This is a genomic window from Candidatus Desulfosporosinus nitrosoreducens (assembly GCF_030954495.1).
GTDB classification, from domain to species: domain Bacteria; phylum Bacillota; class Desulfitobacteriia; order Desulfitobacteriales; family Desulfitobacteriaceae; genus Desulfosporosinus; species Desulfosporosinus nitrosoreducens.
The window spans coordinates 23421-36862 of record NZ_JAVHUW010000048.1 but is presented as its reverse complement, the minus strand read 5'-3'; the positions used below and the strand labels follow the sequence as shown (position 1 = coordinate 36862).

At 43.9% G+C, this 13442-nt stretch carries 16 protein-coding genes and 1 other annotated feature; of the genes, 5 read left to right on the top strand and 11 right to left on the bottom strand.

Translation table 11 applies throughout. The annotated features are described in order from the left end of the window. Positions 1 to 6: 6 nt before the first annotated feature. The 8 genes from REC12_RS10695 to REC12_RS10660 form a co-directional block, all read right to left on the bottom strand. Complete coding sequence (locus REC12_RS10695) at positions 7 to 411, bottom strand: Mini-ribonuclease 3 (RefSeq protein ID WP_308894563.1); 405 nt, start codon at positions 409 to 411, stop codon at positions 7 to 9. An 11-nt stretch (positions 412 to 422) separates the two neighbouring features. Beyond that, positions 423 to 1859, bottom strand: a complete 1437-nt coding sequence (gene cysS / locus REC12_RS10690; protein WP_308894263.1) for a cysteine--tRNA ligase — start codon at positions 1857 to 1859, stop codon at positions 423 to 425. Next, positions 1756 to 2502, bottom strand: a complete 747-nt coding sequence (gene cysE / locus REC12_RS10685) for a serine O-acetyltransferase (RefSeq protein ID WP_445223113.1) — start codon at positions 2500 to 2502, stop codon at positions 1756 to 1758. The genes cysS and cysE overlap by 104 nt, the downstream gene beginning before the upstream one ends. A 75-nt stretch (positions 2503 to 2577) precedes the next feature. Further along, positions 2578 to 2791, bottom strand: a binding site (T-box leader). A 67-nt stretch (positions 2792 to 2858) separates the two neighbouring features. Beyond that, positions 2859 to 4301 carry a glutamate--tRNA ligase gene (gltX, locus tag REC12_RS10680; protein ID WP_308894259.1) on the bottom strand — a complete coding sequence of 481 codons (1443 nt, stop codon included), beginning with the start codon at positions 4299 to 4301 and terminating at the stop codon, positions 2859 to 2861. Positions 4302 to 4369: 68 nt separating this feature from the next. After that, positions 4370 to 4849 (bottom strand): 2-C-methyl-D-erythritol 2,4-cyclodiphosphate synthase, encoded by a 480-nt coding sequence (ispF, locus tag REC12_RS10675; RefSeq protein WP_308894561.1) that lies wholly within the window; start codon positions 4847 to 4849, stop codon positions 4370 to 4372. Between the two features lie 2 nt (positions 4850 to 4851). Then, a complete protein-coding gene (gene ispD / locus REC12_RS10670) occupies positions 4852 to 5601 on the bottom strand; it encodes a 2-C-methyl-D-erythritol 4-phosphate cytidylyltransferase (RefSeq protein WP_308894257.1) in 750 nt (249 codons plus the stop codon). Then, positions 5594 to 6766, bottom strand: a complete 1173-nt coding sequence (locus tag REC12_RS10665) for a PIN/TRAM domain-containing protein (RefSeq protein WP_308894560.1) — start codon at positions 6764 to 6766, stop codon at positions 5594 to 5596. The genes ispD and REC12_RS10665 overlap by 8 nt, the downstream gene beginning before the upstream one ends. Positions 6767 to 6860: 94 nt before the next feature. Beyond that, entirely contained in the window at positions 6861 to 7337 is a 477-nt protein-coding gene (locus tag REC12_RS10660) for a CarD family transcriptional regulator (protein WP_308894256.1), read from the bottom strand. Between the two features lie 179 nt (positions 7338 to 7516). On the opposite strand from REC12_RS10660, the gene REC12_RS10655 reads away from it, so the two are divergent. The 3 genes from REC12_RS10655 (at position 7517) to REC12_RS10645 (ending at position 9179) form a co-directional block, all read left to right on the top strand. Next, a complete protein-coding gene (locus REC12_RS10655; protein ID WP_308894557.1) occupies positions 7517 to 7909 on the top strand; it encodes a nucleoside triphosphate pyrophosphohydrolase family protein in 393 nt (130 codons plus the stop codon). 164 nt (positions 7910 to 8073) lie between these two features. Beyond that, a complete protein-coding gene (gene sigK, locus REC12_RS10650) occupies positions 8074 to 8823 on the top strand; it encodes an RNA polymerase sporulation sigma factor SigK (protein WP_308894254.1) in 750 nt (249 codons plus the stop codon). Positions 8824 to 9026: 203 nt separating this feature from the next. Then, positions 9027 to 9179 (top strand): hypothetical protein, encoded by a 153-nt coding sequence (locus tag REC12_RS10645; protein ID WP_308894253.1) that lies wholly within the window; start codon positions 9027 to 9029, stop codon positions 9177 to 9179. A 51-nt stretch (positions 9180 to 9230) separates the two neighbouring features. Here REC12_RS10645 and REC12_RS10640 read toward each other — a convergent pair whose 3' ends face one another. From REC12_RS10640 to REC12_RS10630, 3 genes are all read right to left on the bottom strand, one after another. After that, entirely contained in the window at positions 9231 to 10040 is an 810-nt protein-coding gene (locus REC12_RS10640; protein WP_308894251.1) for a methyl-accepting chemotaxis protein, read from the bottom strand. Between the two features lie 860 nt (positions 10041 to 10900). After that, positions 10901 to 11356: a MarR family winged helix-turn-helix transcriptional regulator gene (locus REC12_RS10635; protein ID WP_308894250.1), complete on the bottom strand. Its 456-nt coding sequence runs from the start codon at positions 11354 to 11356 to the stop codon at positions 10901 to 10903. A gap of 48 nt (positions 11357 to 11404) precedes the next feature. Beyond that, complete coding sequence (locus REC12_RS10630; RefSeq protein WP_308894248.1) at positions 11405 to 12121, bottom strand: DUF169 domain-containing protein; 717 nt, start codon at positions 12119 to 12121, stop codon at positions 11405 to 11407. Between the two features lie 233 nt (positions 12122 to 12354). On the opposite strand from REC12_RS10630, the gene REC12_RS10625 reads away from it, so the two are divergent. Further along, positions 12355 to 12561, top strand: coding sequence for a DUF1657 domain-containing protein (locus REC12_RS10625; RefSeq protein WP_308894247.1), 207 nt, complete (start codon positions 12355 to 12357; stop codon positions 12559 to 12561). Between the two features lie 15 nt (positions 12562 to 12576). Beyond that, the gene (locus REC12_RS10620) at positions 12577 to 13434 is read left to right on the top strand and encodes a DUF421 domain-containing protein (protein WP_308894246.1); all 858 of its coding nucleotides are present in this window, start codon (positions 12577 to 12579) and stop codon (positions 13432 to 13434) included. Positions 13435 to 13442: the final 8 nt, after the last annotated feature.

The window sequence follows — 13442 nt, the reverse complement described above, 5'->3', positions numbered from 1 at the left end:
TCTCCGTCATTTTATACTGATTTCTTTCGGGGACTCTTCCCCTAAAATACCGTCCACTTGCTGAAACGCCCAGTGCATACGCTGAACCTGTCCGGTCAATTGCCAATACCCGATTAAGCTTTCAAAGGCTGTGGCATGACGATATGTCACAACATCAACGTTTTTCGGATAACTGCCTTTGGCATTGCGCCCGCGTAAAACCACCTGCTGCTCAACATCCTCAAGATCCGGGAGCAAAGCGTGCAAAATCCGGGCTTGAGTTCCGGCGCACACATAGCGAATCGCCTGCTTGTGAAGCTCCTTGACTTTTTCATGCCCTAACTCCAGCAAATGCGTCCGCACCCATAATTCATAAACCGCATCCCCCAAATAAGCTAACGTTAAGGGGTTCATTTCCTGCCAACTGCGCATATGGTCACCTTTCAAAACTTTTTAATATTCCACCTTGCCCCTTGCGGGGTATCTTCAATAATGATTCCCTGGGCCTTAAAGGCATCCCGGATAAAGTCCGACATCTCCCAATCTTTTTTCTGGCGGGACTTAGAGCGGATCTGAAGAACGATCTCCATCACTTTGGCGAGCATTTCCTCATTTTCAACTTGTCTTTGAGCCGGATGCAGAAGATCAAATCCCAGCACCCCTCCCAATTCAATTAAGGTCCCTTGTGCTTTTGCCAGTCCCTCAGAAAAAACAGGATGTTCCTGGCCGTAGCCATTCATCGTCTTAGCTAATTCAAAGAGGGCGGCATAAGCCAGGGCAGAATTAAAATCATCGTCCATAGCCTTCTCAAAGGATTCACGGGCTTCCTGAGCCGCTTTGAACAACTCCTGCTCAAGCTCTTCGTTTTTGGCAGACCCCTTTCTGTCCAAAGCCTGCTGAGCTAAGCGAACACTGGTTTGCAGCCGCCCCAACCCCTTTTGAGCCATCCCTAAATTCTCATCATTGAAATCCAACGGGCTGCGGTAATGAGTTCCGAGCAGATAAAAACGGATCACTTCTCCGGGATTCTTCTCAAGCAGCTCCCGGGTTGTGAAAAAATTGTTCAAGGACTTGGACATTTTCTCCTGATTAATCGTCAGAAAGGCGTTGTGCATCCAATAGTGCGCAAAGGTCTGTCCTTTCAAATACCCTTCTGTCTGGGCAATTTCATTCTCATGATGAGGGAAAACCAAATCTCCGCCGCCGCCGTGAATGTCAAAGCCCGCGCCTAAGTATTTCAAGGACATAGCTGTGCATTCGATATGCCACCCCGGCCGCCCCATGCCCCAGGGACTTTTCCAGGCCGGTTCACCGGGCTTGGCCTTTTTCCAAAGCGCAAAATCCATGGGATGATGTTTGCGTTCATCCACCTCAACCCGCGCGCCCGCTTTCATGTCCTCCAAGGTTCGGCCGGAGAGTTTTCCATAGCCGGAAAAGCGATCCACCGCAAAATACACATCCCCATCCACTTCGTAAGCAAGCTCTGTGTTAATCAAACCCTGGATAATCTCAATCATTTCCGGAATATGTTCAGTGGCCTTGGGGTGAACCGTAGCCGGAAGAATATTCAAAGCCTGGGCATCCTTAAAATACTCATCGATATATTTTTGGCCCAAGGCCAGAGGGTCCATCTTTTCGAGGTTTCCCCGCTGAATGATTTTATCATCGACATCTGTAAAATTCTGCACATAGCGAACCTCGTAGCCTTTATACATAAAGTAACGGCGTATCATGTCAAAAACGACAAACATCCGGGCATTTCCGGCATGAAAATAGTTATAGGTCGTCGGACCGCAGACATACATCGCAACCTTCCCGCTCTCTCGGGGCTTGAACTCCTCTTTTTGCCGGGTCATTGTGTTGAATAATTTCAAAGACATTGCATCGACTCTCCTCTTCTTTTAAACGTTGTTCCAGATACTCCACTCTCTGCATTAAGCACTTCAGCATTTCATTGACAGGATCGGGAAGATCATCATGTCTCAGATCAGGGTCTTTAATCGGAACCCCATGGTGAAGAACAATCCTCCCCGGTATGCCCACCACCGTCGTGTCACTGGGAACGGATTTGTTAACGACAGAACCCGCGCCTATTTTAACATTATCTCCAACTTTAAAGGAACCTAAAATTTTCGCGCCCGTCCCAATTACAACATTATTGCCAATCGTCGGATGCCGCTTGCCCTTTTCTTTGCCGGTTCCGCCAAGCGTAACCCCTTGATACAAAGTAACATTGTCTCCGATTTCTGCCGTTTCCCCAATGACCACTCCACTGCCATGGTCAATAAAAAAGCCCTGTCCAATTTTAGCGCCAGGATGAATCTCTATCCCCGTGAGAAACCTGGATAGCTGAGAAATCATTCGCGGCAAAAGGACCAAATTGTGTTGATACAACCAATGGGCCAAACGGTGAAAAAGCACCGCATGAAAACCCGGATAGCAAAAGATCACTTCAACGATGCTTTTGGCAGCGGGATCTCTTTCAAAAATCACGCGAATATCGCGCCTGATTTGACCAAAAATCATTTCCGGCACACCCCTTTCCTGATAATCCTATGCGAACAACCTAGAATTAGATACAAAAACGCGGAACCTTCGTCCAGAGACGAAAGGTTCCGCGGTCCCACTCTGATTGAACGAACACTGTCGTTCCTGCTTAATAACTTTAACGCAGTTAATACGGAAAGGCATACTCAGGTTTCCGCCGATCAGCTCAGAGATGCACTTCCAAAAATTCCTCGCCGATGGCTTTCACTATCCCATCTTCGCTAGGGCAATTCCTTTTTGTACTCTTTCTCATCATCGCCTTGATTGTTAAATAATAAACTATTATAGGGCAGACTCCAGTCTCTGTCAATAAATACCTGCCGCTATTTTTATTAGTCAACCTTATTGGCCAACTTATTAATTCCAACGTCTATTCTTCTCAGGGTTTCTGTTTTACCCAACAATTCTGCCAGCTCCAAGGCACCGCCAGGACTGGATTCCAATCCGGAAAGGGCTGTGCGCAGGGGCCAGAGTACTTGTCCGTTTTTAACTCCCAGCTTGGAGATTAAATTTGCCAGGTTTTCTTCTATGTTGGCCAAATCCCAAGTCTCCAGGACGGACATCGCCTCTTTAGCAGCCTTTAAGTTACTTAAAGAGTTAACATAATCTGTTTTCATTTTCTTGTGGACAAATAAAGCACTGTCATAATCGGGGAGACTATGCAAAAACTCAACTTTCTCGGGGATCTCGCTGAGAATTTCCGTTCTCTTTTGCAATAAAGCACTGACCTTTTTAGAGTCTATCTCACGTCCTAAAACTTCCTGGTAATAAGGCAAGGCTAAACTATTAAAGTCTTCCAGGCTCAATCTGCGAAGGTATTCGCCGTTCATCCACTTTAACTTATTGACATCAAAAATCGCCGGGGATTTGCTCAAGCCCTCAGTACTGAAACATTTTTCCAGTTCCCGGAGAGAAAAGAATTCCTCATTAGTGCCAGGATTCCATCCCAGCAGCACAATATAATTTACGATAGCTTCCGGCAAATAGCCTTTGGCAATAAAATCTTCAAACGAAGCGTCCCCTTCGCGCTTGCTTAATTTCTTTTCTGCCGTCTTCATAATAGGCGGCAAATGAATATACTCGGGAATATCCCAGCCAAAGGACGTATAGAGCAAATTGTATTTCGGCGTTGAAGACAGGTACTCCGACCCTCTTACAACATGCGTAATCTCCATTAAATGATCATCTACCACATTGGCAAAATTATAGGTCGGCAAGCCATCAGATTTCAGAAGGACTCCTTCATCCAGTTCGGAATTTTCCACCGTAACCGCTCCATAAACAAGATCATGGAAAGTCGTTGTGCCTTCATGAGGGATGCGCTGGCGTACAACGTAAGGCTTGTTATGCTTAAAGTTTTCCGAGATTTCCAAAGCACTCAAATCCTTGCAGCGGCAATCATGCTTCACAGGAACAGCTGTTGATTCACTGTCGTTTTTCTCTTTGGAGCAAAAGCAATAATAAGCACCTTTTAATTCAACCAGCTTGTCCGCGTAATCTTTATAGATGGATTTCCGCTGGCTTTGCACATAAGGTCCAAAAGGTCCTCCAACATCAGGGCCTTCATCGTATTTTAAACCAACAATGTCAAGAGTTTTTAGGATCACCTCAATGGCTCCTTCCACAAAACGAGCCTGATCGGTATCCTCAATCCTCAATAAAAACTTTCCCCCCTGAGATTTAGCAATTAAGTACTCATAGATAGCAGTCCTCAAGTTTCCAATATGCATATAGCCCGTCGGGCTGGGGGCAAATCTTGTCCTGACTTCTTTCATCGTCAACCACCTTAATATCTTCTCTATTGTTTTAGCTCATTATAACAAAAGATCCTTTAAAAAGCTTCTCAGACTTTAACCTTTTCCAAACAGACGACGGCCTGTGCTCCGATGCCTTCACCCCGGCCTGCAAAGCCCAGCCGCTCCGTCGTCGTTGCTTTCACCGAGACATTTTCAACCTCGGTTTTCAAAGCCCGCGCCAAATTCAGGCGCATTTGCGGGATGAAGGGAGCAAGTTTTGGCCGCTCTGCCACAATAACGCTGTCGATATTTTCAACGCGGTACCCCCGGTTTCCAAGCAATTCGACAACCCGCTCCAGCAGCACAAGACTGGAAATCCCCGAATAGCGGGGATCGCGATCAGGAAAATGCGCCCCGATATCCCCAAGGGCCAAGGCCCCTAATAAAGCATCCATAAGAGCATGAATTAAAACATCGGCATCCGAATGTCCGAGCAAACCCCGTTCATAAGGAATTTCCACTCCACCCAGAATCAATCGTCTTTCTTCAACCAAAGCATGGACATCATAACCTATTCCAACCCTGATCTTCAACACCCCAATCTTGATATTCGCGGTTCGAAATTCTTTATCTCAGCCTGTGAACCTTGCTCCTCGCGCAGCGCAAGTATCCGTTCCGCCAGCCACAAATCCCCCGGCGTCGTAATTTTGATATTCTCTTGCGAACCTTCAAGCACTTTGACGGAACATCCCATCCATTCTAACAAAGAAGCATCGTCCGTTCCATAATATCCGGCAGCGGCAGCTCTGAAATGTGCTTCTTCTAATTTGTGACGCTCAAAAATCTGCGGGGTCTGGACGGCTACCAACCGTTCTCTCGGCAATGTATCCGTCACCCAGCCGGCATCATTAAACCGCTTAATAGTATCTTTAACCTGAATTCCCATGATTGCCGCCGGAAATCCTTCCGCCTCTTCAAGAAAGCGATGAAAATCCTCCAACGTCAAAAGGGGCCTAGCCCCATCATGAACCACTACCCGTTGAATAGCGGGACTGAGTGCTAGTACCCCTGCGCGAACAGAATCCTGACGCTGTGCTCCACCTGCGCAAATGCTGACAACCTTATCAAATCCATGCTGATCGACGATTTCCCCTATTTGCGTAAGTTCATTCTCCGCTCCCACGATGACAATTTCCGAGACATAGCCGGAAAGCTGAAACAACCTTACCACATGGGCTAAAATTGGTTGTCCCCATAACCTTAAAAATTGCTTATTGTACCCGGCCCCCATCCGTTTGCCTTGACCAGCTGCAGGAATGACGATGCCTAAATCAGCCAATCGCATTCACCTCATCTGTCGAACGAAGACCCATCGGCTTTTTTTCTAAAGCGCTTTTAGGTTTGGCAAAAATCATACGTCCAGCCGCAGTTTGCAGAACACTGGTTACCAAGACAGTAACATTTTGTCCCATATAACGGCGACCGGTGTCTACAACAATCATAGTCCCGTCATCGAGATAAGCTACACCCTGACCGGGTTCTTTTCCTTCTTTCATCACCTGAACCAACATTTCTTCTCCCGGCAAAACAATCGGTTTCAGGGAGTTGGCCAGTTCGTTGATGTTCAGAACCTTCACACCTTGAAGCTCCGCCACCTTATTCAGGTTATAGTCATTGGTCAGCAGCGGTGAATTCAGAACCTGACCTAAGCGCACCAGCTTGCTGTCAACTTCATTGATATCCTCGAAATCCTGTTCGTGAATATGAACCATGATGGCCGTTTCCTTAGAAATCTGATTAAGAATGTCAAGCCCTCTGCGTCCCCGATTTCGTTTCAAAAGGTCTGAAGAATCGGCAATATGACGAAGCTCTTCCAAAACAAAACTCGGAACAAGCAAAGTCCCTTCAATGAAACCCGTTTTGACAATATCGGCGATTCGGCCGTCAATAATCACACTCGTATCGAGAATTTTATAGTGAGGGTTCTGATCCTTGGTATCTTCAGTCTCCAAGTTTTGGCCGACCTTAATTTCTTTTTGCTTATCTCCGCGATCTCGAAATCTCGGAATAAAATTAAGAAATCCTAAAACATCCTCTTTACGTTTCATGCCAATCGTTAAGCCAAGATACCCTAAAAAAAGGCTCAAAAGCACGGCAAGAAGTGGCCCAAAAAAGTTTATACTAATGAATGAATTACTAAATAAACTTGAAATAATAAGTCCAATAATTCCTCCAATGGCTCCGCCCATCAGATCATGAGTTGGAACCCGAGTCAGGCGGGAATCCAGCCAACGCATTAACCTAAGAACCGAGCGAATACTGACAGGTGCAATTAAAAAACCAAAACAAGCAAATAAAAGAATCATAGAGACATATGTCCAGACCGGGGAAAAGTTCCACTTTAAAAGTGGTAAAAGATCCAGGCGTAATAAAACATAGTCAAGATAAAATCCCAATGCACCAAATAACAGGGTGATGATCCCGCGTATTAGATTGCGAATCATCATTTCACCTCCTTTATTTTAGTTTGACTAAAAGTCTTTCCAATTATACTGTTTATTCCATTTATTTTCAAGTAAAGGCAATTTAATCCTGTCTTCAAACCAAGGCTTTAGAGAGCCATTGTCTGACAGCGGCTTCCTCGGACCCTGCCGTCAGGACAAGCTCGCTGATTAAAATCTGACAGGCATTTTCGTACATCTTTTTTTCCCCGGTAGAAAGACCTTTCTCACTTTCCCGTTGGGCAAGACTGCGCACCACATTCGCTACTTCAAAAATATTCCCGCTTTTAATCTTTTCCAGATTGGCACGGTAGCGCCGGTTCCAGGCTAGGGTAGTTGCCGTGTCTTTCGTCTGCAATACTTCCAACACATCTTTGACCATAGTTGGAGAAATCACTTGCCGCAAGCCCAAATTCTCAACATTGTTCAAGGGTATAAACAGCTTCATATTCCCCACAGGCAAATGCATGACATAATATTGGCTTATCTCACCGAGAACTTCCCGTTCCTCGATTGATTCTATAATTCCGGCACCATGCATCGGATAGACAACCTTATCACCAACATTAAACATTCAGCCACCCCCTTCTACCTATTATAGCAAGTAACAAAGCCCGGGTCAAAATTTTAAAATTATACCATACAAGTCTTCCGTCTGTCAATTTCCCTTTTTATCAGCCAAACTCCTGGAAAATTGACAATGACCCAGCCAGCTCGGTATAATAGAGGAGGCAGAAAGGAGTGAGGATACTCATGGAACAACTCACTGACCAATTCCAAAATATAGTGAAATCTCTGTTAATCCGACATCAAAGTATTTTGGACATCCTGTCCAAGGGCCAAGAGACTTCAGCCCGTGTCAACAGAGCTGTTGTTAAATCCGTGACAAATTGCGGTTGTCATTCCGTAAACGCACACAAGAAATCAATCCCCCCCGATGCAAGCCTGGCCGATTTAAAAGATCTCCTCGACAGCCAACTCGATGGGACTCTCTGCGACAACTGCAGAGACATCATAGAAGCCGAATTAGGCAAACAATTGTTTTACATAGCTGCACTGGCCAATGCCTTGGATATCTCGTTAACCGACGTCCTCAACCTGGAATGCAAGAAGTTACAGACTCTGACTATCTTTAATTTAACCTAAATTATAAGACATTAAGCTCCTGCACGTCAGGAGCTTTTTATATTGGCACCGCGCCGGTCCGACTAAAGTTGTAAACTTGGGAAAATCACCAACAAGGCTTTTCAGCAATTCACTCCTTTGCCTTTTAACGCATAAAATAGCACGATGCGAAAGGAGTGAAACCGATGTTTACACCCACTCTTCTAATCAGCTTTGCTTTCACGGTTTGCAAAGGAATTGTCCTCCTCGTCTCCTATATCAATAATAACGCTTTCCCACACCCGCTTAACAAAGAAGAGGAACTTCACTACCTACAAATCTTAGAAAATAGCCGCACTAACCCCGAGCCAACGGATGAAAACCAGGCTTTAGTTGTTGAAACTGCTCGCAACAAACTAATTGAACACAACTTGCGCTTGGTAGCTCACGTCGTAAAAAAATATGAAGGTCCCGAAGAGAGGACTGAAGATTTATTTTCCATTGGCATTGTCGGCTTAGTAAAAGCCATCAATACCTTTAACCTTAAAAATGGCGCTAAACTAAGTACGTACGCAGCCCGGTGCATTAACAATGAAATCTTAATGCACTTTCGCATCATAAAAAAACGCCGGGGAGAAACATCTATATACAGCCCTATCGGTCCGGACGCTAATGACAGTGAATTAAGCATATTAGAGAGCCTTTCCGCCGACAATCCGCCAATCCCGGAACAGATCGCCGATGAGGAGGACCAGCGCTTATTGCTGGAAAAGATCAAAAAGCTTCCTGTTCTTGACCGCCGAGTCCTGCATCTGCGCTTTGGACTAATGGAAAGCAATGAACATTCTCAGCAGGAAATTGCCGATATTTTAGGGATATCCCGCTCTTACGTATCCAGAATTGAAAAAAGAGCTATCCAAACCTTAAGTTTAGAAATGAAGGACAGCTTACCCTAATTTCTCTTAAATCAAAGTGCCCCATCATTGCCTAAACAGCCTTGAATTTTCTGCTGAAATAGTTTTACCGGTAGAACGCAAAATAGTTTTACCGGTACATAATTACGAGGTTCAATAACCATACTTACTCTATCCGGGCCAACAAGCCTGGTATATCCATTTGAGTTATGATGTTTTCCACTAATACTTAAGGAGGAATCACTTTGACTCTTAACAAAAATAAATCAGCCAAACAAGTCAGTAATAACCAGTCGACGCCTCACAATCATAAAAACTCTCCCACTTCCGGGATAACGGGGAAAGCAAGAGACTCCATAACCCCAGCCAAGGATAAAAGCCCTGATGATTTAGAATGATTTAGAATACGCATTATAAAAAAGAAGACCTGAGGGTCTTCTTTTGACGTTTCAGCCTTGTCCCATTTCTACAAGCCTTTGAGCCATGCCCTCTATTCTCTTTAAGCTCTGAGCGATCTCTGACATGTCATAAGCATAATTCTCAGTTACCGCTGTCAGCTGCTTTATAGCCTCAATCAGCAAGCCCACAGAAGACTGAACCTCTTGAACGTTACTGTCGATCGCCTTTGTGGAAGCATCGGTAACCGAGGCAAGTCTGCGAACTTCTTCCGATACGATGGCAAAGCCCCTTCCGTGCTCGCCGGCCCGGGAAGCTTCAATCGCCGCATTGAGGCCCAAAATGTTACTCTGTTTGGCGATCTTTTTAATTTGCCGGGTCAACTCACTGGTTCGGCCCATCTCGGTATTCACATGCCCCGTCTCATTATCCATACTCCGAATCGTTGCCGCCAGCTCTTCAGTGCCACCCGACAAATTCTGCGCCGAAGAGGAGATTTCCACCACCGCTGCAAGAATTTCTTTCCCGGTTGTGAAGAGATTAGCATAAAGCTCCACGGAGCAGGCAACGGCAAGGCATCCGACAATTTTCGACTCTTCAAAGATTGGCAGCGCAATCCCGACAAAAGGAATACCAAAAATTTCTTTGGAAACACGACGTACAACTCGCTCGCCACTCGTCAAAGCTTCCAAAACGTTAGAACCGGGCGTAGGAGGATTCCCGAGCTCGGCTTTAGTATCAATTTTCTTTCCCGGATAATAGGCAACAATTTTTTCAGTATCGAAAAGTGTAACAGCAACATCATCATTGAAAAACTGCTGAATCTCCCCAGCTATAAGCTGATAAGCTTCGAATTTAGTCACTTTGATACCTCCATGTTTTTTTCTATAACCTATTTCACGAAAATAATTTAAAAGTCCTTTAACCGCTCCTAGTATTGATTCTATATACCAAAATTACCGCAAAGTCCGAAATTACCACCTTTCGATGCCGGGAGGCTATATTCTACAATTTAGGCTTTTAAAAATGTTGCAATATCCATGCCGCTTTTAATTTTTTTCCTAAATTAATTTTAATTATTTTTCCTAATAGGTCAGACCTGAAAACCTTACGCATTTACCAGTCACAATAAGGCTTTACGCAACTACACTCCTGTCTGCCTCTGAAGTAAGGCAAGCTGAATGCAGGTTCAAAAATTACATCTTATCTCATATTGATAATTTTAATCTCATTATGAGATAAGACGTTTGCCATATCGTAATAAAACTACCCTTTGTTGCCCTTCTTGCCGGAGGGCAGAACGTTAAAATACACATTCATGAACCCTTTCAGTTCACAGGTTAGACTAAAATATTTCCGTAAGTAAAGAAGCGCCTTACTTGCTTGTGGTTTTTCTAAAATACCCTAAAGCTGGAGATATTTAGCGCGTTATATAGATAGTATTTTCTGTATTATCAGTATTCGACATTAAATAAACAAAACCTTTAGTCTTAGCCTATTATTCTTCTGCTTCTTATCCGGTTAATTTAAGTTGTCTTTTTTATTGAATATTATAAAAGGAAGCAAAGCCAAAACTCCGGGTACCACTAATTTGGTGCCCGGAGTTTTGGCTTTGCTTCCTTTGGGAATTAAGGACCGTCTCTTTTTACATGCTCTTAATCCAGATCCTGAATGATTCCCTGGCAAGTCCTTTAGTTTCCTGATCTAATTGGGGAATATCCTCTTAATCTAAATTAGAAGAAAGCTTTTCGGCAGAGTTTAATATTTCCTTTAAAGTACTAGCAAATTTCAGATAATTATCATGGTCTAAGTCGCGTATAAAGGTCTTATTGGCTTGCTCGGCAACACGAATGAGTTGTTCGAGAACATCCTCGCCGCTATCGGTAAGCGTAATACTGTAAATCCTCCGATCCTTACCGGCAATATTTCTAGTAACGTATCCCTTTTTGACTAATAAATCCAAGATTCTTGTGACGTTCGTTTTATCTTTAAAGGATATGCGGGCCAAGTCGGTTTGCGACGCTCCGGGATTTTGCCGGACGGCATTTAAAATAACCCATTGTTCCGTAGTGACGTCCAGGTTATTTTTTTTTATTAACTTATTAAAATACGATTTCATATGAAAGTTTGTTTTCGCAACAATATATCCCAAAGAATCATCAAGATTAAAGCCGTTCATAATTACCTCTTTAAAATTAGATACACTTAAAGGCGCTATCCTTAGAGATTAAATCCTTGCGGCAATTTGCCGCCATGTTTCCTTAGTCAGGAAGCTTTCTTCAACTTGGTCTTCCAACTCTAAAAAGCGCGTATAGGGCATGCTGAAGGACAGAATATCCTGGTCAATAAACTTCCGGGCCGAAGGATCTGTTAAGCCAACAATACATTTCGGATTTTCCGCCTCCAATTGTTGCAGAGCATAAAGTACGGACTGTTGACAACCGGAACCGAAGTCTAATTTTACATTGTCCTGAGTCGGCTTATCATAATTGGCAAACCACATTAAGGCTGAAAGTTGGTCGGCATTCGCCAGAAAAATAATAACCTCAGGCGTTTCGTCCTCCGCTAAGGCAGCTAAAGGTTTAAAAACGAGATAAGTCTTAGCGGCAACATGAGGCAATCCTGAGACAAAGGCTGCGGCCAATTCCGGATTCTTTTTATAAAATTCTCCTTCCTTGCCGCCAACTCCTCCTGTTGATAAAAAGTGCTCGATAAATCCCAATTGGAATTGTTTAAATCCTAAACCCACTTGTCCCCCCATACAGCCGGTAGTCTTTATGTCGAATACTGCCGTGCGTCCTTTGGCGGCGGCATTCAGCATAGAGATCACACAGCCCCATTTATCCTCTTTAAATTGCAAAGCACCCTCAGGTTGGAGATCTGTACGCAATACGGCCACCGGTTGGGTTTTAAGCTTTATGGCTTCAGCAAGCTTACTTTTCAAAGACGGCACTTCCTTTCTTTCTCAGTTCTTCCTTAAATAATAGTTGTTATAGCAATTGTAGATATAGCAACTATAATTGTCAAGCAATTCTTGCTTTTCTTTTAAAGCTTTTTAGGAGTTTTCCTGTAGCAACAAAGTCTTCTTTGAATATTCTTACTTCCCTTCACTTTCCAATTTGAACAAGGGATTAAAAGAATTCTAATTGGAATAATAAGGTGCGGAGGTTGATAATTATGACCGTCGCTTCACAAGTGAAACAAACTCTGGCCAGTTTAAAGGGCGTCCAAGGCACATTAAGAACCTATACTTCGCAGTCAAGGGACGAAGAAACTCAAACTATTTATAACAGCTCTCTGGAAGTCACCGCTGCCATTATCAAGGATCTGGAAGATCGTTTAAAAGTTTTGGAATTTGAAGAACCACAATACAAAGGCAATTAAAAAGGCGGGTAAGGTATGCAGGAAACAGTTTACATCATTATAAAATCATTGGCGTTATTTTGTATTACTTGGTTGTCAATACGACTTATCGGTAAGCGGAACATGACCAGAGTAAAGCCCTTCAATTTTTTGAGCTATATTATAGTAGCCTTCGTCGTTGCGCTGATGTCATTGGAACTTATAAACTTCAGCTCCGGCTTAGTTGTTTTGCTGATTTGGGTGATTCTTCCCATTGCTCTGGATTATCTGGCGATCAAGAGTCAAGCCGTGCATCAGTTGATCAACGGAAAGGAAACCGTCTTAATCAAGCATGGCAAAATCATGGAAGAAAACCTCCTGCAGGTTCGAATGACCGGCGAAGATCTGCTGGCGGAACTGCGCTCTAAAGGAATATTCAACCTTGCTGAAGTAGAATTTGCCGTCATGGAATCGAACGGCGATATCAACGCCTATCTGAAATCTGATAAAAAACCGGTGACTGCCTACGACCTTGGCAAGAAGGTAGCACCACAGGCCGAACCCCAAACGGTCATCATGGATGGCAACATTCTCGCCGAACCACTTTCTTCCTTAGGTCTTAACCAGGAATGGCTAAAAACCGAACTTGACAAAATGGGAGTTGCCCTTGAAAACGTGTTTCTCTGTCAAGTTGATTCCTCCGGGGAACTATTTCTCGACCTCTTTAACGATGCTGTCGAAATCCCCCAGCCAAAGGTCAAAGAATTACTGTATGCCAATCTGGAAAAAATTCAAGCAGACCTTTTGGCCTTTTCTCTGCAAACTGAAAATAACAATGCTAAGGGCATGTATCTCAGAAACTCTCAGAAACTCGACCAGCTTTTAAATCAATTACGTCCTTACTTGTTAAATTAAGAGGTGTT

Coding starts and splice junctions, on each gene's coding strand:
- REC12_RS10695 (WP_308894563.1), bottom strand. CDS start 411: ATGCGCAGTTGGCAGGAAATGAACCCCTTAACGTTAGCTTATTTGGGG.
- cysS (WP_308894263.1), bottom strand. CDS start 1,859: ATGTCTTTGAAATTATTCAACACAATGACCCGGCAAAAAGAGGAGTTC.
- gltX (WP_308894259.1), bottom strand. CDS start 4,301: ATGAAAGAAGTCAGGACAAGATTTGCCCCCAGCCCGACGGGCTATATG.
- REC12_RS10665 (WP_308894560.1), bottom strand. CDS start 6,766: ATGATTCGCAATCTAATACGCGGGATCATCACCCTGTTATTTGGTGCA.
- REC12_RS10660 (WP_308894256.1), bottom strand. CDS start 7,337: ATGTTTAATGTTGGTGATAAGGTTGTCTATCCGATGCATGGTGCCGGA.
- REC12_RS10655 (WP_308894557.1), top strand. CDS start 7,517: ATGGAACAACTCACTGACCAATTCCAAAATATAGTGAAATCTCTGTTA.
- sigK (WP_308894254.1), top strand. CDS start 8,074: ATGTTTACACCCACTCTTCTAATCAGCTTTGCTTTCACGGTTTGCAAA.
- REC12_RS10635 (WP_308894250.1), bottom strand. CDS start 11,356: ATGAACGGCTTTAATCTTGATGATTCTTTGGGATATATTGTTGCGAAA.
- REC12_RS10625 (WP_308894247.1), top strand. CDS start 12,355: ATGACCGTCGCTTCACAAGTGAAACAAACTCTGGCCAGTTTAAAGGGC.
- REC12_RS10620 (WP_308894246.1), top strand. CDS start 12,577: ATGCAGGAAACAGTTTACATCATTATAAAATCATTGGCGTTATTTTGT.